This is a genomic window from Aeromonas sp. 5HA1, assembly GCF_029237245.1.
GTDB classification, from domain to species: domain Bacteria; phylum Pseudomonadota; class Gammaproteobacteria; order Enterobacterales; family Aeromonadaceae; genus Aeromonas; species Aeromonas salmonicida.
The window spans coordinates 270,718-289,642 of sequence record NZ_JAACFW010000001.1; the positions used below are offsets into that span (position 1 = coordinate 270,718).

Annotated in this window: 12 protein-coding genes and 1 pseudogene; 10 read left to right on the forward strand and 3 right to left on the reverse strand. The window is 57.4% G+C overall.

Translation table 11 applies throughout. The annotated features are described in order from the left end of the window. Nucleotides 1-422 precede the first annotated feature (422 nt). Both GWQ27_RS01205 and GWQ27_RS01210 read left to right on the forward strand, forming a co-directional pair. The gene (locus tag GWQ27_RS01205; protein ID WP_275906480.1) at nucleotides 423-758 is read left to right on the forward strand and encodes a hypothetical protein; all 336 of its coding nucleotides are present in this window, start codon (nucleotides 423-425) and stop codon (nucleotides 756-758) included. Between the two features lie 205 nt (nucleotides 759-963). Next, the gene (locus GWQ27_RS01210; protein WP_275906481.1) at nucleotides 964-2,853 is read left to right on the forward strand and encodes a DNA phosphorothioation-associated putative methyltransferase; all 1,890 of its coding nucleotides are present in this window, start codon (nucleotides 964-966) and stop codon (nucleotides 2,851-2,853) included. Here GWQ27_RS01210 and GWQ27_RS01215 read toward each other — a convergent pair. Beyond that, on the reverse strand, nucleotides 2,848-3,909 hold the full coding sequence (locus GWQ27_RS01215; protein ID WP_234576518.1) for an HNH endonuclease: 1,062 nt from the start codon (nucleotides 3,907-3,909) through the stop codon (nucleotides 2,848-2,850). The two genes, GWQ27_RS01210 and GWQ27_RS01215, sit on opposite strands and share 6 nt — an antisense overlap. Then, on the reverse strand, nucleotides 3,893-4,519 hold the full coding sequence (locus tag GWQ27_RS01220) for a class I SAM-dependent methyltransferase (protein WP_275906482.1): 627 nt from the start codon (nucleotides 4,517-4,519) through the stop codon (nucleotides 3,893-3,895). Before GWQ27_RS01220 ends, GWQ27_RS01215 begins: the two co-directional genes overlap by 17 nt. Nucleotides 4,520-4,780: 261 nt before the next feature. Here GWQ27_RS01220 and GWQ27_RS01225 point away from each other — a divergent pair, with 261 nt between their 5' ends. From GWQ27_RS01225 to GWQ27_RS01245, 5 genes are all read left to right on the forward strand, one after another. After that, entirely contained in the window at nucleotides 4,781-9,979 is a 5,199-nt protein-coding gene (locus tag GWQ27_RS01225) for a RecQ family ATP-dependent DNA helicase (RefSeq protein WP_275906483.1), read from the forward strand. A gap of 538 nt (nucleotides 9,980-10,517) precedes the next feature. Next, nucleotides 10,518-11,420 carry a DMT family transporter gene (locus GWQ27_RS01230; protein ID WP_219593493.1) on the forward strand — a complete coding sequence of 301 codons (903 nt, stop codon included), beginning with the start codon at nucleotides 10,518-10,520 and terminating at the stop codon, nucleotides 11,418-11,420. Nucleotides 11,421-11,515: 95 nt separating this feature from the next. Beyond that, a complete protein-coding gene (locus GWQ27_RS01235; protein WP_275906484.1) occupies nucleotides 11,516-13,459 on the forward strand; it encodes a methyl-accepting chemotaxis protein in 1,944 nt (647 codons plus the stop codon). A 508-nt stretch (nucleotides 13,460-13,967) separates the two neighbouring features. Continuing rightward, a complete protein-coding gene (locus tag GWQ27_RS01240) occupies nucleotides 13,968-15,413 on the forward strand; it encodes an OprD family outer membrane porin (protein ID WP_275906485.1) in 1,446 nt (481 codons plus the stop codon). A 114-nt stretch (nucleotides 15,414-15,527) separates the two neighbouring features. Continuing rightward, nucleotides 15,528-16,358 carry an SDR family oxidoreductase gene (locus tag GWQ27_RS01245; protein ID WP_275906486.1) on the forward strand — a complete coding sequence of 277 codons (831 nt, stop codon included), beginning with the start codon at nucleotides 15,528-15,530 and terminating at the stop codon, nucleotides 16,356-16,358. A gap of 118 nt (nucleotides 16,359-16,476) precedes the next feature. Here the strand turns inward: GWQ27_RS01245 and GWQ27_RS01250 are convergent, their stop codons facing one another. After that, complete coding sequence (locus tag GWQ27_RS01250) at nucleotides 16,477-16,809, reverse strand: DUF1904 family protein (RefSeq protein WP_005311886.1); 333 nt, start codon at nucleotides 16,807-16,809, stop codon at nucleotides 16,477-16,479. Between the two features lie 70 nt (nucleotides 16,810-16,879). Between GWQ27_RS01250 and GWQ27_RS01255 the strand changes: the two genes are divergently transcribed. The 3 genes and pseudogenes from GWQ27_RS01255 (at nucleotide 16,880) to smrA (ending at nucleotide 18,858) form a co-directional block, all read left to right on the forward strand. Further along, the gene (locus tag GWQ27_RS01255; RefSeq protein ID WP_275906487.1) at nucleotides 16,880-17,758 is read left to right on the forward strand and encodes a TraB/GumN family protein; all 879 of its coding nucleotides are present in this window, start codon (nucleotides 16,880-16,882) and stop codon (nucleotides 17,756-17,758) included. 193 nt (nucleotides 17,759-17,951) lie between these two features. Further along, on the forward strand, nucleotides 17,952-18,101 hold the full coding sequence (locus GWQ27_RS01260; RefSeq protein WP_005311880.1) for a DUF3149 domain-containing protein: 150 nt from the start codon (nucleotides 17,952-17,954) through the stop codon (nucleotides 18,099-18,101). Nucleotides 18,102-18,275: 174 nt separating this feature from the next. Further along, nucleotides 18,276-18,858 (forward strand): annotated as a pseudogene (smrA, locus tag GWQ27_RS01265) (DNA endonuclease SmrA). The last annotated feature ends 67 nt before the right edge of the window (nucleotides 18,859-18,925 follow it).

Consider the following 18,925-nt stretch of genomic DNA (forward strand, 5'->3'; position numbering starts at 1 on the left):
TTGGGGTACCACTTGGGGTACCACAGCAAACATGATATAGGGTGAGACTTCATGAAACTAGCTGAAACCCACCACGAGAAAAATAAACATTAAAAACAATACATTATAATCATTTCATCAACCTTATAAAACCTTCTGAAACACTGCCGACCTTGGCTCCTAAGGGACAGGCCACTGGTTCGACTCCAGTCGGGAGCACCATATAAAACAAGGGGTTGGCATCGTCATGGTGCCAACCCCTTGGTCGTTTTTGGCTTGGGTGTTTCTGCACATCCCAAATTCTCGAATGTGTCATCTTTTGTTACGGTATCTCTGCGTCAGCCTTGAGTACTAGGCAGACCATACAAAAACAGCGCTTACCATTCCTTAAGCGAATGGAAGCCCTGCATTGACCTTTTCGCCATGGAAAGAGTAAATGAGCAATGGATATCTACCGCTCATGTAGCCGCCACTTTACCTTCGAGATGCTGTTTCACTGTGGTGAAACTTGGCAGCGTATTCAATGCCCCAACTTACCCGAGCAAAATGACAGCTGGCTGGCCTACCGTGAACTAGCAACCCATATTCTCGACCCGCTGGTACACATGTTCGGACCTGCGTCACTCACCTACGGGTTTTGCGGGGCGGTGCTGCGTAAAACTATTCTGGCCAATCCCTCACCCGGCATAGCCCCCCCCCCCTTGATCAGCATGCAGCATGTGAACTCAACCAGCGGGGAAGACTTATCTGCCCTCGGCAAGGAGCAGCAGTTGACTTGATATACCCACAGGAAAACAGCTATCAGGTAGCACTTTGGCTGGCTCAGCACACCCCGTTTGATCGTCTTTATCTTTATGGGGCGGATCGACCGCTTCATATCAGCTATGGACCGGAGCAGAGTCGCATGATCGTACAGCTGGCAACTCATCAAGGTCGACGTATCCCTAAGCGTCTTACCCTCGAACAACTCAAAGGTCTGTGTTGATGCTAAGCCCCGAGCGTTTCACGCAACTGGTCTCAGCCCTGCCATACAAAAAAGTGCTGCCCGATGCGGTTTATCTGCATAAAGAGACCCTGGCCGCTACCAGCCCGCTGCTTTATCGCTTTGTCTGCGCCGTAGCTCAAGCGCTAAAGCTGCCAGAAAATGAGTGGGACCTGCTCAAATTGGCCAAGAAAGATTTCCGGCTGTCACTGCTGAGCTACCCCAGCTTCTTTGATGAGGCTTATCCCAGCCTCAAACAGAGCGTCACCGTTGACCTGGCCAAACTGAGCCATACCGTTACCCGCTACGACAGCCAAGACAATCCCCCCATTCTGCATCGCAAAGAGTGCATGCTGACCCCGGATCACCCACAGGCAGAGAGCTGCCGCCAGATCACCGAAGAGGGAGAGCTAGCGGGACTTTACGATCATCCCCGCATGATTGGCTTTAAAGCCTCGTGGGAGCGGCTTATCGCAATACATGGCTACCAACTGGTTGATGGACGCCTGTTTCGCACCTCCGCCCTGCCGCCCGAAGAGGGTGGCCCACCGATTGATCGCCATAAAACCGCGCTGGTTCGCCATGAACTCTCTGCCCCCATGAAAATGCTGGCCCGCCATTGTTATCTCAACGGCGACCATGCGTTGTTTGATTACGGCTGCGGCCGGGGGGATGACCTGCGTGAGCTGGAAGCACACGGTATTGATGCGCTGGGCTGGGACCCGAACTTTCGCCCGGATGGCGAGAAGGTTGTCTCCCATCTGGTCAATCTCGGTTTTGTGATCAACGTGATTGAGGATCAAGATGAGCGGATGGAGGCGCTGCTCGGCGCCTGGGAGCTGACCCAAACTCTGCTGGTCGTCTCGGCCATGCTGGCCAACGACAGCTTTATTGCCCAGTTCACCCCTTATAAAGATGGCGTCATCACCTCTCGTAACACCTTTCAGCGCTACTACAACCAAAGCGAGCTCAAACACTATATCGATAGGACCCTGGATGAAAATGCCATCGCCGTTGGGCCCGGCATCTTTTACGTGTTCAAAGACAAGCTCGAAGAGCAGCGCTTTTTGGCGCAGCGCCAACGTCGAAGCCATAGCTGGCAGCAGCTGACCGCGCCCCCTCCCAACCATGGGGCCACTGCAGCACTGCTGATTGCTCGCCATCAACCGCTGTTTGAAGCCTTTTGGCAGCGGGCACTGACCCTTGGACGCATACCGGCCAATGACGAATTTGAACAAAGCGACGAGTTAAGGGAGATAGCAGGCAGCCATCGCAAAGCCATGGCCCTGCTTGGGCAGCATTTTGACCTGGCCCAGCTAAAACAGGCCGAGCAAGAGCGACAACAAGATCTGCTGGTTTACCTGGCACTCAACCTGTTTGGCAAACGTCAAGCCTATACCCAGTACCCCAGCGAACTGCAGCGGGATATCAAAGCCTTTTTCGGTGGCAACCCGCAGGCACAGCAGGCTGCCAAAGCACAGCTCTATCAGATTGCCGACATTGCCCTAATCAACCAGGCCTGCGAGCTGGCCCATCAACAGCTACCCAACAGCCTGCTCTATCCCAGCCATTCACTGCTGCTGCACAAATGCTTTATTGCGCAATTACCGCCGCTGCTGCGTGTCTACCTGGGGGCGGCTTGCCAACTCTATGGTGACGTGACCGATATAGATGTGATCAAACTGCACATTCGCTCCGGCAAGGTGAGCCTGATGGGGTATGACGACTTCAGCAAGCCCATTCCCTATCTGGTGGAGCGAGTGAAGATCAAGATGGCCGAGCAGGAGGTCGATTTCTTTGACTACATCAATGAGCAGACCCGGCCACCAAACATTTGGATAGGGCCACCTCGCAAGAGGTGGCCCTTTTTATCGAGCTTTCAAGCCTCATAAAAAGCGCAGGGGAATATTCACACTAGTGGCTGTCACGTCCACAAACTGGTCAATACCACGCCACAACCGGGCATGCTCACGGACTGCTTGCTGATAGGCCCAAGTGGCGATTGAGGTAGAACGCTCGGCATCGATGCTCACCAGGGGGGCCAGCTGGTCAGTGAGGTACGCCCCGTGAGTTAGGATATTCTGCTCGTACCAGGCATCCCTATGCTCGGGAGCGGCGAGAAAGTCCCGTTTGCTCCGGTTACAGTTGGCGTGTGCCAGTACGAAGTTGTGGCCCAAATCAATTGGATAACGACGCCATGGGATAAAATGGTCTACCTCACCAGGCCCGTGTATCGCCTTGTTACAGTAAAAACAGGTTCCTCCCTGCAATTCTCTTAATACATGTCCTACCCGCCCAAGCGCCTGACGGCTTGAACCAAAGAGAAAATCCTCCAGTCCCACACTTGGGCCAATCAGTGGCTGATTCCCCTTGATGTCGCAGATAAGCTGCAGCCAATGCTGTCGGGAGAGGGAGACCACCAGATCGTAAAAGCGGTGAAGACAGTAGAGAATTCCGGGGTTAAGGCAGATATGATCCGCGCCCCTTTGATGAGGATAGAGGTGGCACTCCTCTCGCCCACCCAGGATCTGCAGACGCCACAAGGGGCCCTCAATGAGGATGCGCCGAACTCGAGCAAGAAGAAGCCGCCAAGCGTCGTGACAACGCAGTGCTGTCACCGAACGGACACCCTCTTCACGCAGCCTGAACAACTCCGTCAGCATGATGGCCTGACGACCGCTGCTCTGTTTGAGCAAAGTAGCCGTTTCTCCCGTCGCGGAGTAGGGCAGACTGTGCTGCCAATAGAGCTCCACAAACTTGGTCGCCAGTTCGTCCAGCGTAATGGTGCGTGCCAAAGTCAGATCATGGGTCTCGGTACTGCGCTCAATCGCGATATCTGCAATCCCGTGCAGCAAGGCGCACTTGTAAGTGGCAACAAAATCGCCTTCGGTAAAGATACGTTGCAAATAAGCAATAAAGGCGAGTTGCTGCTCAGGGGAGGCGTGCATGCTCGCCCCCAAGGATCAGACTCTGCCAACTCAACCCGGTACGCGCCAAGGCATCCCCCTGTGGTTCTGACACATGGAGCAGTGTCATCGCCTCCCCCAATGCAAGCTGCTCGACTTCATCGGCAGCCACCGGGTACATGGCTCGCTCCCGCATCTCCTGCTCCGATACAACCAGGCGAAGACTCAGTACCAGATAACCATCTGGTGAAAGCAGCTCATGAAGACGTGCCAGAGCCAAGGGACGAAATTCCGGGGGTAGATGTATCCAGACTGCACTGAGCAAAATCAGATCAAAAGTGCCCGTCACGCGAGAGAGAGCAGGCATAGCGTCATTGACCCACGCCACCGCAGCCTCACGGGTATGACATTGCCCCTGTAGAGCGAGTGCCTGACAGGGCTCGACAGCGACCACACAGTGGCCCTGATGGAGCCCTGCTAAAAACGCGGCATCACGACCACTGCCAGCCCCCACATCCAGCAACCTGCGCGGCGCAGCCAGGAGCCGAGGTTCCAGCAGAGTGAGCCAGTCGCCGTGAACAGCGCGAGCAGATACCTGCTGGTAACGGGTCGCCAATTCGGTGGCGTGGCGCTGGTAGTAATCGAGGGACACAATGCGTTCCGATCGGAGAAGGAAGGGAAATAGTCTCACAAGATCAGTGGGTTGACCATGACAAGGACGACACTTTCCAAACATGAACCATTAAGGATGCAGGGACATTTACCAAAACGGGATGCCAGCAAAAAGAACTGCGACCAGAGGGCTCTGAATGATGCCACCGTTCAACATTTCGGGTAATATTCGGCCAACTCACTGATCTTTTGGCACTTATTATCGCCATGAGAGGTCAACGCCAGATGGAGATGGCTATTGATGAACTCGACTGATGTCGTGGCCCTGTTTGGGGATGACAAGATTCTTTCCTTTGACCTTGAACTGACCCGAGATGAAAAGCTCCGTCATCTGGGTGCACTCCTGGCTGATCGTGAGCTCAATCTCAAGGGCCCGCAGGATCTCTCCCTCAAGGAGTTAAATGCGCTGGCACAAGAGGCTGATGTGGTCCTTGGCCACAATATTCTCGATTTTGATCTCCCCTGGTTGGCCAAACAGGCTGTACGCCCCCAGTTGCTTCTCGAAAAACCGGTAATAGATACCCTCTATCTATCTCCCCTTGCCTTTCCCAAAAACCCCTATCACCGCTTGGTCAAGGATTACAAACTGGTTCGGGATACCCTCAATGATCCGGTCGCTGATGCAAGGCTCGCCTTGCAGATTTTCTCGGAACAGTTGATAGCCCTGCAAGCCTTACCACTACCCCAATTGCAGCTTTATCAACACCTGTTCAGCCAGGGAGTCATGGCGCAATTTAACACTCAGGGTCTGTCACTGGTGTTTGCCAGACTGACAGGTCGTCCTCCAGTAAGGGTCTCCGAGCTACCCACCCTTATCAAGAGCATTGCCCATGAGAAGGGTTGCCCCAATCAGCTCAACCGAGTGATTGGCGATGCCCTGCGTCAACCTATGCTGCTGTTACCGTTGGCTTATGCCTGCGCCTGGTTGCCCGTTTCCGGCGGCAACTCTGTGCTGCCGCCCTGGATTTGGCGCCGCTTTCCCCAGACCGCAGAGATCATTCACACTGTCCGCGAGCGCCACTGTGGTCATGCCGACTGCAGTTATTGTCAGGAGAACCACGACGCACGCCGCCATCTGCAACGTATCTTTGAGCTCGACAACTTCCGTAATTTGCCTGATGGGACACCATTGCAGAAGACCTTGATCGAGGAAGCCATGGCTGGCGTCGCACTGCTCGGAATCCTCCCCACCAGCGGCGGCAAGTCGCTCTGCTACCAACTCCCGGCACTGGTTCGCAACCAGCGCAGTGGCGCGCTCACGGTCGTGATCTCCCCCCTGCAGGCACTGATGAAGGATCAGGTGGACAACCTTAAATACAAGGCCGGTATCGAAGGGGTTGCCGCCATCTCGGGGCTGCTGACGCTACCAGAGCGAGGCGCGATTCTTGAGCAGATCCGCATGGGGGATATCGCCCTGCTCTATATCTCCCCCGAGCAGCTTCGTAACCGCACTGTCAAACAAGCAATACGACAACGTCAGATCGGTGGCTGGGTATTTGACGAAGCGCACTGCCTGTCGAAATGGGGACATGATTTTCGCCCTGACTATCTCTACTGCGCCAAGGCCATCGCCACCATTGCCAGCGAGCAGCAGGTCCCCATGCCTCCTGTCTTCTGCTATACCGCCACTGCCAAGCCGGATGTGATTGAGGATATCTGCGCACAGTTTCTCGACAAGCAGCCCCGACCACTTCGCAGACTGGAAGGGGGGGTTGAACGTACCAACCTCGAATATGCCGTCGTTGAGTGCCCAGGACTCAATAAACAGGGCCATATCCTTAACCTGCTCGAGCAGTTCTTTGGTGGGGAGAAGCCCGGCTCCTGCGTTATCTACTGCGCAACCAAGCGTAGCGTGGGCGAGTTGGCTGATTTCCTCGGCCAGCAACAATCCCTCACCGTCGCGCGCTTTTACGCCCGAATGGACAGTGCCCAAAAGAAAGCAACCCTCGAACAATTTATCAGTGGCGAGATCCGGGTCATCTGCGCGACCAATGCCTTTGGGATGGGCATCGACAAGGATGATGTGCGTCTGGTCATCCATGCCGATATCCCCGGCTCGCTCGAGAACTATTTGCAAGAGGCGGGGCGAGCGGGCCGCGATACAGAGCAAGCCCACTGCGTGCTGCTTTTTGATGCACAAGACATCGAGAAACAGTTCCAGCTCGAAGCCATGAGTGAGGTCAGCCTGCGCGATATCAAACAGATCCTGCGCGGAATAAGACTCCGGGCCAGCAAAGGAGGAAAGCAGGAGAACAACCCGCCACTGGTCGCAACCAGCGCAGAGCTCATCAACCAGCCAGAGGTGGAAACCAGCTTCGCTGCCGATGACAACAATGCGGATACCAAGGTCAAGACAGCTATCGCCTGGCTCGAGCGAGCTGGCTATCTGGAGCGCAGCGATAACATCACTCAGGTATTTCAGGGACGCCCCCTGTTTGCTTCCACCGAGGAGGCGATGAAAAGGGTAGACAGTCTGAAACTGGCTCCCAAGGCCAACGCCATCTGGCAAGCTGTTATCCAGGCGCTGATGAGTGCTGCCGATGATGATGGTCTCAGTGCCGATACCATTGCCGAAGAGGCAGGCCAATACATGGCGGACCAAGGAAGTGGTGTTCAGGCCAGCGAAGTGATGCGGGTACTCACCCAAATGGCGGATGTAGGTCTGCTCTCTCAGGGGATGTTACTGACTACCTGGCTTCGCCCCAAAGGAAGAGACAACGCCCGGGTGCTCTGCGGGCAAGTGCACAGTATTGAAAAGGCGATGCTGGACACCTTGCGTGAACAAGAACCCGAACCTGATACAGGGCAAGGTCTGATCTTTAACATTCGACTGGTCAATCAGGCCATCAAAGATCTGGGGCATGAACGGAGTAACCCTGGCTTGCTGCGCAATTTGCTGACCAGCTGGTCCCAGGATGGTCGCTCGGGGGGCGAGAAAGGCTCCATTGATGTCAAATATCTCTCTCGGGATCTCTACCAACTCACCTTCAACCGTACCTGGTCCCAGATTGAGCAGACGATTGATCAACGCCATCGCGTCACAGGTGCCACCCTCGATTTTCTCTACACCCTGTTGGCAAGCAGCGAAGAGAGTGTCCAGCGCCAGGTAATGCTGTCGTTTGCCCTGGAACAACTGGTCAAATACCTGCGAGAAGACATGGATGTGGCCCAGCTCATGAACAAGCGTGAGGCAAACAGCCAGCAGGAGTGGTTGCTCAAAGGGGCCGAGCGGGCACTGCTCTACCTGCATGAGCAACACGCCATCGTGCTGCAAAATGGTCTCGCCGTGTTCCGAAGCGCCATGACCCTCACTCTGACAGCGGAGCGGCAGCAGCAATACAACAAAGCAGACTATCAGCCGCTTGAACATCACTATCGCCAGAAGGTGATTCAGATCCATGTGATGAATGAATACGCCCGCATCAGCCTGGAGCACTTCAAACAAGCCAAAAAGCTGGTGACAGACTACTTCTCCATGGAAGCTGACAAGTTCCTCGGTCACTACTTCAAAGGGCGCAACAAGATCCTGGAGCTGGCGACCAGCGAACACTCCTGGAAGCGCATTGTTGAAGATCTTCACAACCGGCCACAGGAGCAGATAGTCCAGGCACCACCCGAGCAAAACTTGCTGGTACTGGCAGGCCCGGGCTCAGGCAAGAGCAAAGTGATTATCCACCGCTGCGCCTACCTGATGCGGGTCAAGCAAGTCGCCCCATCCAAGATCATGTTGCTCTGTTACAACCATAATGCGGCGATGTCCCTGCGCCGACGCCTGACCGAGCTACTGGGGCGTGACGGAGCAAGGGTCTCGGTATTCACCTTTCACGGTCTTGCGATGAGCCTGACAGGTAATGCGGTGCAAAACCGGACATCAGACGATATCGACTTTACCACCATCATTGATGACGCTATCAAACTGCTCCGGGGAGAACAGAGCCAGCTTGGTCTCGAATTGGAAGAACAGCGGGAAAAGCTGTTGGGTGGGCTGCAATTCCTGCTTGTCGACGAATATCAGGACATTGACGAACAGCAGTACCAACTTATCGCTGCACTGGTTGGAAAAAGCGAAGAGGATGAAGAAGCCCGCCTGCACCTGATGGCGGTGGGCGATGACGACCAATCCATTTACGCCTTCCGCGAAGCGAACGTCAGCTTTATCCGTCGCTTCGAACAAGACTACAACGCCCAGACGCACTATCTGACCTGGAACTACCGCTCAACAAACCACATCATCGAAACGGCTAACCAGCTGATAGAACACAATCTGGATCGCATGAAGCGTTCGCATCCCATTGTGATCGATGAACGGCGCAAGATGGAGGTACCGGGTGGCGCTTGGGAAGGGCTGGAGACTGCACGCGGCAAAGTCATCGTACAATCCTGTACTGACGCTGCCCAACAGGCCGCTGAAATCGTCAGACACATCGCACTGATTCGTGAAAAAGATCCGACATGCCTGCTGGAATCTATCGCAGTACTGGCTCGCAATGGGCTGGATAAAGAAGAGCTGGCATGGGTACGTTCAGCACTCGCGGATGCCGCTATCCCCTGCCGATTTACCCTGGATCGAGAGCATGGCTTCCCGATACATCGCTGTCGCGAGATCTTGCGTTACCAGAACTGGTTGCATCAACAAGGCCACGCACTCCTGACAGCGCAGCAACTGGCCGCTCCACTCCCTCCCTTTGCTCAGGCAAACCGCTGGGAGGCCTTGCTGTACGATCTGATTGCCCAATGGCAGGAGAGTCAAGGGGAACAAGCGCTGTCAGCACACTATTTCCTGCAGTTCCTTTACGAATATCTGAGCGAGCAGCGTCGGCAGATCCGCTTTGGCAAAGGCGTGCTTCTCAGCACGGTACATGGCGTTAAAGGGGAAGAGTATCGCCATGTATTGATCCTTGATGGCGGTTGGCAACGCAGTGCAGAAAGTGCCTCGAACAACATTGAGGAAGAGCGACGTCTCTTCTATGTCGCGATGACCCGAGCGATCCAACGGTTAGTGGTTATGTCCCGCGCTGACCAGCGGCATCCTCACCTTCCTCTCATTACCGAGCGTTGTCACAACGAGTCGATCCAGGCCACCGCCCCTGTACGGCAACGCCGTTTTGCCATCATGGGTATGCGCCAACTGGATATCGGTTATGCCGGCCGTAGCAACGAAAACCACCCGATACACCAGAACCTGCGGCAATTACACGTCGGGGACGCTGTACGGATCGATCTCGACAAGCTTCAGAAACTTCATATTTTCCATGGTCAAACGTCCGTAGCTCGTCTCTCCCAAAGTGCCCATCAGATCTGGCTGAACCAGTTTGCAACTATCCGGCACGCCAACGTCATCGCCATGATTGAACGGAGCAAAGAGCAGGAAGACGATGCCTATCAGGGGCAAGTTCGAAGTGAACGATGGGAACTGCCCATTATCGAGCTGGAGTTATAACGATCTGGGAGGAGAGTGGTCTATCACTCTCCTCCAAGGCTCGTCACCACAACGGCATCATGTCGCGCCGATTGCGTAAACGTGAGCAATAACAACGCCAATAGCACTCCCTTGCTGCCGGGCTCGACAAACACCGGATTATCCGCATTTCCTTGATCTGACCTTTGGCAGAAAAAAACACTAGGCGCATCATCTCGCTGTGGAGCACAAAGGCCTTATGATCAGGTTGCAATCCCGGGGCACTCGACTCGGCTCACGTCGGTATGTCGCGGATCAATATTGAGTAAATTGATGTTGGCCACTGCATTTTTAATGCACTTACAATACGCGCCCAATTTTCGTTGGATTCCTTTCATGCTCAGCCAATGTAATGGGCTATTCCTGTTTCTCCTGCTACTGCTCTGAGGCATGGCAGCGCAAACCAATACCAGTCTGAATGAGGACGAGTTCGGCAACCATTAGAGCAGGCAAGGGAGGGTCGGTCTGCTAGACTGGCCCTCTTTTTATTCATCTTATTCATCTTGCAAAGGAGTGTTGGATGGCGGGTTCTTCGTGGTGGGACAAGTCCACCGGCCTTGCGCTGTTGACCATACTGCTGTGGGCCTCGCTGGCGGCGCTCACCTCCCGGGTCACCAGCGTGTCGCCACTGGTACTGGTTGGCCTGGTGCTGTTTTTCTGTGGCGTCGGCGCCCTCCCGTTCTGGCGCCAGTGGCGGGCCCGTCCTGTCAGCTGGCTGGTGACCATCACAGCGCTGCTGCTCTATCACCTGCTGCTGTTCATGAGCTTTCGCCACGCCCCCGTGCTGGAGGCGAACCTCATCAACTACCTCTGGCCCCTCTTCATCATACTGTTCACCCCCTTGCTGCTGCCCGGTCACCCGCTGCACAGCCGTCACTTGCTGGCCGGCGCGCTCGGTCTGGCCGGATCCGTACTGGTAATGGTCAACGGCGAGTTGCAACTGCAGGTCGCCTATCTGCCGGGCTACCTGCTGGCACTGGGTGCCGCCATCATCTGGGGGGCCTATTCGGTGCTCTCCCGCCGTCTGCCACCTGCACCGGCCGTGGTGACGGCTGCGGCCTGCCTGCCCGCCGGGCTACTGGCGTTGCTGCTCGCCTGGTGGCTGGAAGGGCCGCTGCCCATTGCACAGATCCCCGCCGACGACTGGTGGCTCATCGTCGGGCTCGCCCTCGGCCCCATGGGAGCGGCCTTCGTTACCTGGTATCTGGCATTGCGGGACGGGGATCCGCGCCGCATCGGGGCGCTTGCCTACCTGACACCGCTACTGAGCACACTATTGCTGGTGCTGCTCAACGGAGAGGAGCTGACTTCCCGCCACCTGCTGGCCGGGGCCTTCATCATGGGTGGGGCCCTGCTTGGCATGCTGGGCAAGTCGCCTGCGGCCCGCAAGCAGGAGGAGCCCGCAGCATCATCATTGTCATGACTTCACAGTCATGAACCGGATGTCATAAAAACGCCATCTTTCCTGCTTAAGCTCACGGCGACTTCCAGTCCCCTGGCTCAAGCAGGAATTCTGACGTGAAAATTGCCCACTATGCCTCCCTCTCCTCCCTGGTACTGCTGCTGGTCGCTGGCGTACAGGCTGGCGCCCTGTTTCATGGCTGGCAACAGCTGGATCAGGCCGAACAAGCCCAGCATCAACATGAACGGCTGCAACAACGGCTGACCGATACCCTGCAAGGCACCTTGCGCGACTACCTGAGCAGCGGCGATCCCCTGCGCCTGGCCGAAGCCCAGACGGTACGCCAGCTGGCGCTCGGCCAACTGGCGCAGCAGGACGAGCAGCTGACAGCCCCGCTGCGCGCCCTGCTCGAGAAGATGGGAGAGCGCATCGATGGCGATTATCTGGCGGCGGGCAAGCTCTCTGGCAACAGCCAGTGGCTGTTGCAAAATGCCGAAAACGAACTGACCACCCAGGCCAGGGCGCTGCTGCGCTACGGCCAGCAGGGAGCCATGGATCCGGGTACGGATCAGGCCAGTGCTGAGGCTTACCGCAAAGGGGCGGCCGATCTGCTGGCTACCCTGCCGGGGCTGGGCCACCTGCGCCAGAACTACATGGAGCAGGCCAGCCCCAAACTGCTGGAGGGGCTGCAATTCGAGCTCGCCGCCTTGCAAAAACAGGCTGAGCAACTGGCCGCCCTGCCGCCGCTTGGCCTGTTTGAGGCCCCCCCCGCCGACGAGTTCACCCTGGGCGAGCCGGTGCGCAAAGAGCTCGGCGCCCAGCCGCGCAGCGAACTGCTCTCCCTGCTCAAGCGCTATCCGCAAGAGCTGGAAAACAGCCGCAAGGCGCTGCAACAACAACAGGCTGCCCACCAGGCGGTGCAACAGGACATCACCCGCATGCTGCAAGCAAGCGGGGAGATGGGAGAGCAGCTCACCGCCGGGCGTCAGGCCGTCAACCAGGAGCTTGCCCTCATCCTCGGCAGTCTGGCGCTCTGTCTGGTGCTGGTCGCCCTGCTGTTTGCACTGGTGCAGCGTCGCTGGCTGGTCAAACCGCTGCTGCGGCTGCGCGGTGCTTTTCTGCAACTTGACGAAACAGGCCAGGCCGAAACCCTGCCCCCGGGGCGCGAGCGCAACGAACTCAGCGACATAGTCGAGAGCTACAACCGGCTCATCGTTCGCCTGCAACTGGATCAGCAGCAGAAAGAGGGCCAACTGTCAGCGGTCTCATTGAGCCTGCAGGGTATGGTCAATCAGGTCGAAGAGATCCACCACAGCACCCGTACGACCGAGCAGGCGGTGGACGAGAGCGACCTGATGATGAGCGAGTTGAACCAGCTGGCTGGCGAGGTCCATCAGGTGGCCGCCGAGATAGCGCAGCATGCCCAGCACAACGAACACTCCATGAGCCAGAGCGAGCTGCTGGTAGGGGGCATGTTGCAGGCCACCGCCCAGACCGGTCTTGCCATCGATGAAAGCGACGTCGCCCTGACCCAGCTCAAGCGTTCGGTGGATGACGTAACCGCCATCGTCGACGTGATAGGCCACATCGCCCAGCAAACCAACCTGCTGGCGCTCAATGCAGCCATCGAAGCGGCCAGGGCGGGCGAGCAGGGGCGCGGTTTTGCGGTAGTGGCCGACGAGGTACGCCACCTCTCCGCCGATACCCAGCGCTCCCTTGGCCAGATCACCGAGATCCTGGTGCGACTCACCCAATCCGGCGATCAACTCGGCACTGTACTGGCGCGGATCACCACAGAAGCAGCCGCCCAGCGCCAGCAGGCGGAGCAGTTGCGCCAGACCACCCAGGCGGTGAGAGAGATGGCGCGCAGCACCGCCGTCATCGCCCTGCAAGGGGCGGACAACGCCAAGAGCCAGGAGCACAAGCTGGCCAGCTTCGCCGACCTGATCGCTCGCATCAGCCAGCACGCACGCCAGGGCAGCCGGCTCTCGGTTCAGGTATCTGAACACATCCATCATCAAGCCAGCCAGATCCCCCGAATCCTCGGCCATCAGGCCTGAATCAGCCGCTGGCCCCCCCTCCAAAACGCCCTGCCTCCGCGTCCCGACGCGGGGGCATATCTTTTTTTGTGCCACAAAATTATCTGTTGCATACAGGTTAACGAAAAAAGTTATGCCCCTTGTAAGAGATCCGCCCACATCGGCAGGTCATTTCACTTGAAAACGCTATCAGCGGCGATATGAGTGGGCTGGGAGTGTCCACACCAAGATCCATGATTATTTGCACTCGGTCATATTTTTGAAACTTGGTGGGAACTTTCCATTGATATTTCGCACCGCGAACGTACTCTTGGAATTGTCCGATAGCCAAGAATCGGAACATAAAAAATAAATGATGTGATGAACAGAACTGCACCACCGCAGATGTGCCAAGACGTCGCGGCCGCAGCCGACATAGAAAGAATTTTTTGCCCTACGGGGTCTTGATTGCAATGCCAATACCGAGCGGCGGGCCCTTGCCTGACTGCCGGACAAAAAGCTAAGTCCATAAAATCAGGAGCAATACAAAATGGAAAAAGTGATCTTCAAGCGTGCCGCATTGAGCGCAGCTGTTGTTGCCGCCTTGGTCGCCCCCGGTATGGCATTTGCTGCCGACGAAGCCGGTCCTGCCTATGCCGCCGCCGCCAGCAAATTCTATGAAGAAGGCAAACTCAACGGTGGCCTCTTCTACTTCCAGCGTGATCGTCAGCGTATCGATGGTGACCCGACTGCCGCCAAGAAAGAAGGCAAGTACCAGTCCAACCTGAGCCACGCCACCACTCAAGCCGCTCTCAACTTCAACTCGGGTTATGCCTGGGATATCGTCGGTATCGACGTGGGTGGTTTTGGTGCCTATGACCTGGCCGTGACCGAGAACCATGCGGTCAACCAGGAGAACGAATTCTCCTTCGCCGGCAACAAATGGGGCGAAAACTACAAGGATGGCTCCCCCAAAGGTGGCTTCAGCCTGGCCAATGCCTCCCTGAAACTGAAAGCACTGGACGGCGCAGTCACCGCCAAGGGCGGTCTGACCCAGCTCTACGTACCGGGCGTGATCGGTGTGAACTGGTCCTATCAGCCGGGTACCTACCGTGGCGGCCAGATCGAGGGTAACGTCGGTGGTCTCTACCTGACCTACGCCATCGCCGACGAATACAAGTCCCCCTGGTACAAGGAGACCCAGAAGTTCTCCCGTGCCAAGGCATGGATGGATCCGTTCGCCAATGAAAACGTCATCGACTACATCCAGGGTGTAGCAGCACGTTATACCTTCGAAAACGGCACAGCCGTGACCGGTTCTTACGGCAACTCCGAAAACTACATGGACAGCTACCACTTCAAGCTGGCTCACAAGTTTGACGTGCTGAACGGCCTCTCCACCAGCTACCAGTTCTACGGTTCCGAAACCGACACCTATCAGAAGGGTGGTGCCGACATCGAAACTTATGACGGCATGGCATGGCAGCAAGCCCTGACCGCCGCCTGGGGCATGGGTCCGTACGGCTTCCGTGTGGAAGGTCTGTGGACCAAGGCCGAGGGTAGCGAAGGCAACTACCTGCCCCGTCTGACCCGTGGCTACGGCAACTCCCAGGGCGCGAACGAAATCTGGTGGGACTCCCGCTCCGACTGGAACGCAAACAACGAAAAAGCGCTGTTCTTCGGTGTGACCCGTTCCCTGGATGATCTGGTGGGTGCACCAGGCTGGTCCGTCGGTGTCTCCGGCGCCTACGGCTGGGATATCCAGAAAGGCGACGGCACCAAGGCCACCAACGGTGAAGATACTGAATGGGCAGCCAACTTCGACGTCATGTACACGGTGCAAGATGGCAAGCTGAAAGGCACCCTGTTCAAACTGCACTACACAGATTACAACAACGACATCAGCCAGGGCGGCGGTTGGACCGAATACCCCAACATCTTCGCCTCCGAGCATGACGTCAAGTTCCACATCATAATGCCGTTCACCATACTGTAAGCAGGCGGTGCAACCTCAGCAAACCGGGCCCCTTGGCCCGGTTTTCTTTTTGGTCGCACTCAGGCTACCATGCCCACCTTGGCCACACTCAGGCCGCCACCATGGATGATTTTTATGCCCAACCCCTTCGTGCTCATCACCGGCTGTTCCAGTGGTATCGGCCTCGCCGCCGCCAAGGCGCTCGGTGACCACGGCTTTACCGTGATCGCCTCCGCTCGCAAGGCCGACGATGTAGCACAGCTGCAACAGCAGGGTTTACTGGCTTTACAACTGGATCTGGCCGATACCGCCAGCATTGAGCAGGGTGCCGCCGAGGCACTGGCGCTGGCCGGAGGCCGTCTCTACGGCCTGTTCAACAACGGTGCCTATGGCCAGCCTGGCGCACTGGAAGACCTGCCCACAGAGGCGCTGCGTGCCCAGTTCGACACCAATCTGTTTGGCTGGCATCACCTGATCCGCCAGATACTGCCGACCATGCTGGCAGCCCGGGAGGGGCGCATAGTGCAGAACAGCTCGGTGCTGGGGCTGGTGGCCATGAAGTATCGCGGCGCCTACAACGCCAGCAAGTTTGCCCTTGAAGGCTATACCGACACCCTGCGCCTCGAACTTGAGGGAAGCGGCGTGCACATCAGCCTGATCGAACCCGGTCCCATCGATACCCGCTTTCGTGCCAATGCCCACGCCGCCTTCGTGCGCCATATCGATCCGGCCCAGAGTCGTCATCAGGGCGCCTATCGCCAGACCCTGACCCGATTGGAAAAAGAAGGGGCCACCAGCGGCTTCACGCTGCCAAGCGATGCCTGCATTCCGCCACTGCTCCATGCACTGCAGAGCAAGCGCCCCAAGCATCGCTATCCGGTCACCTTCCCGACCCGGTTGTTTGCGATACTGCGCCGCCTGCTGCCAAGCAGCTGGCTTGACCGGATCCTCTCCAAGTCGGCCTGATCCTTGATTCACACAGGGTGAGTGGCACCGCCTGCTCGCCCTGCGGTTGATGATGTGACCCCCGTCTGCCCCTTGCCCGCCATCTGTCCCGCAGCCAGGATGAACGTCGATACTCCCCTCAATAGTGCTGACCGTTGCTGTAATAGTGACTTTTGACTATGGGTAGCACCTGCACCACCACATAAGTCTGCTCCCCCAGCACCGCCTTCAGATGGCGGGTGATGAGCGCAGCGGCAGCATCTTGCATCGCCTGCGGCCGCTCGAACCAGACCAGCTCCACAAACGGGAAGCCAGCTTCGATCGCACCATTGCGCACCCAGCTGCTGTCGACACACTCCAGGGTGACAAATTCAGGCTTGCCGCCAGTGAGGGCGCACAGCTCAGCCAACAAAGGGGTGCTGATCTGCTGGAGGGTATCGACTGAAACGGCCCTAAAACGAAGATGGGGCATGGGAAACCTCTTGGCTGTGACGAATGAGGACTTATCATAGAGAACTCAATCCGCTCACATAAGGTGCCTCATGAGATTTCATCGCACGCTGATTTCCTTCCTGCTCTGCCTGTTGCTGCCTTTGACCGCCTTTGCCGATCCCGCCTTCTATCGGGTGAACAAGGGCGACCAGCAGCACTGGCTGCTGGGCTCCATCCATGCGGGCAAACCCTCCCTCTATCCGCTGCCCGACCCCATAGAGCGCGCCTGGCAACAGAGCCATGCCCTGGTGATGGAAGCTGACCTGACCCACATAGGTGAGGAGCAGTGGCAGGATATGGGCACCATCACCCGCCTGACCGATGGCAAGACGCTCAAGGATCATGTCTCAGCCGATCTCTACCGACGCACCATCATAGCCGCCGGTCAGAACGGCCTGACCGAGACCATGCTCTCCCCGCTGCGCCCCTGGTTTGCCGCCATCACCCTGACCCAGGCCGCGCTCGAGCGCACCGGTTTCAGCAGTGCACTCGGGGTGGATCAGCACTTTGCCAAACGTGCCACCGAGAGTGGCAAGCCCATAGTGGGCTTCGAGACCCTGCTCGAACAGCTCGGTTATCTTGCCAGCGTCGGCGACAACCAGACGCTGATGCTATCCACCACCCTGGATGAGCTGCCCCAGCTGGAAACCGGCTTTCGCGATGTGATGAAAGCCTGGCAGGACGGGGATCAGGCCGCCCTCGTCAGCCTGCTGAAAGCGGAGATGGCGCCGCCCAAGCTGCAAGCCTGGCTGGAGCAAACCCTGCTGGCGGAACGCAACCACAACTGGCTGAAAAAGTGGCCAACCCTGCCAAACGAGAGCTTTATCGTGGTAGGCGCCCTGCACCTTTACGGCGACCAGGGCCTGATCGCCCTGCTGGAGCAGCAAGGGTGGCGCGTCACGCCGCTCATCAATCCAGCCGCTAAGTAAACGACCAGGGCATGACGTGAAGGCCCTGCCAAACCGGGGGACCGTCCCCACACGCACTGGGCCGAATGGGAGGCGGCTCACAGATCAGGCTGCCGATTAAATAACCGCAAGGGGACTTGATCGAGATCATCTCGTCAGGCCCAAAGAGGTATCTATCATGCCTGTCATCAATGGGATGACAGGAGTGTGTGAGATGGAATTCTGGATGAACCTGATGTTCGGCAACAGCGTGGGACTCATGTCCATGTTGGTGATTATCGGCACCTTCCTGCTGATCAGTTCCTATGCGGTCTATTTCATCTACAAGGTGATGAGCGCCAAGCCGCCGAAAGAAGAGCAGTAACGCCCCTGCGTCAGGCGATCCCCCGATCGCCTGCCCATGTCTCCTGGCTGGCATTGTCTATCGGCCAATAGTGCCCGCCTGTCGGCCAGCATCAGCCAGCCGATGCTGGCCGCCATTTTCTGACTCGCCCCCGCCCGCTATAATGCCCGCCCATTCCAATGCGGGGAGCCTGCCGTGTCTTGCAACGACGAACTCTCACTGTTTCGCAATGAAGTGGCCGATGTGCGCCCCATTCGCAGCGACAATATCCATTCCCCCTACGGGCAAATCCGTCCCGACGGAAGCGCAACTGGCACGCCGTCAGGCGGCTACCGCCGAGCAACTGGCACTCGACCACCTCACCATGGAGGCGGTGGAGATGCGTGATCCCCATGACATCATCGGCTTCAAGCGCGATGGGGTGCAGGAGGGGGTCTACAAGAAGCTGCGACTCGGCAAATATGAGTTGCAGGCGAGCCTGGATCTGCATCAGAAGACCCTCAATGAGGCGCGTCAGGCGCTGGTGCAATTCATTGCGGATTGCGAGGTGCGGGACATCCGCTGCCTGCTGATCATGCACGGCAAGGGGGAACGCAGCACGCCGCGTGCCCTGCTCAAAAGCTATATCAGCGCCTGGTTGCCGCAACTGCCCGCCGTCATGGCCATCCACAGCGCCGAACGCCGCCACGGCGGCAGCGGTGCCCTCTATGTGCTGCTGCGAAAAAGCGATCGCCAGAAGGCGGAGAACCGCGAGCGACACCAGAAGCGGCTCGGCTAGTCAGCAACCGTCATCTGGTCAGGCCCCTTCAGCCAGGGTGGTAAAACGCGCGATGGCAGTGTTAGCA

What these genes read in the sequence shown, in the direction of transcription:
- GWQ27_RS01205 (WP_275906480.1), top strand. Translation starts at nt 423, where the DNA reads ATGGATATCTACCGCTCATGTAGCCGCCACTTTACCTTCGAGATGCTG.
- GWQ27_RS01210 (WP_275906481.1), top strand. Translation starts at nt 964, where the DNA reads ATGCTAAGCCCCGAGCGTTTCACGCAACTGGTCTCAGCCCTGCCATAC.
- GWQ27_RS01215 (WP_234576518.1), bottom strand. Translation starts at nt 3,909, where the DNA reads ATGCACGCCTCCCCTGAGCAGCAACTCGCCTTTATTGCTTATTTGCAA.
- GWQ27_RS01225 (WP_275906483.1), top strand. Translation starts at nt 4,781, where the DNA reads ATGAACTCGACTGATGTCGTGGCCCTGTTTGGGGATGACAAGATTCTT.
- GWQ27_RS01230 (WP_219593493.1), top strand. Translation starts at nt 10,518, where the DNA reads ATGGCGGGTTCTTCGTGGTGGGACAAGTCCACCGGCCTTGCGCTGTTG.
- GWQ27_RS01240 (WP_275906485.1), top strand. Translation starts at nt 13,968, where the DNA reads ATGGAAAAAGTGATCTTCAAGCGTGCCGCATTGAGCGCAGCTGTTGTT.
- GWQ27_RS01245 (WP_275906486.1), top strand. Translation starts at nt 15,528, where the DNA reads ATGCCCAACCCCTTCGTGCTCATCACCGGCTGTTCCAGTGGTATCGGC.
- GWQ27_RS01250 (WP_005311886.1), bottom strand. Translation starts at nt 16,809, where the DNA reads ATGCCCCATCTTCGTTTTAGGGCCGTTTCAGTCGATACCCTCCAGCAG.
- GWQ27_RS01255 (WP_275906487.1), top strand. Translation starts at nt 16,880, where the DNA reads ATGAGATTTCATCGCACGCTGATTTCCTTCCTGCTCTGCCTGTTGCTG.
- GWQ27_RS01260 (WP_005311880.1), top strand. Translation starts at nt 17,952, where the DNA reads ATGGAATTCTGGATGAACCTGATGTTCGGCAACAGCGTGGGACTCATG.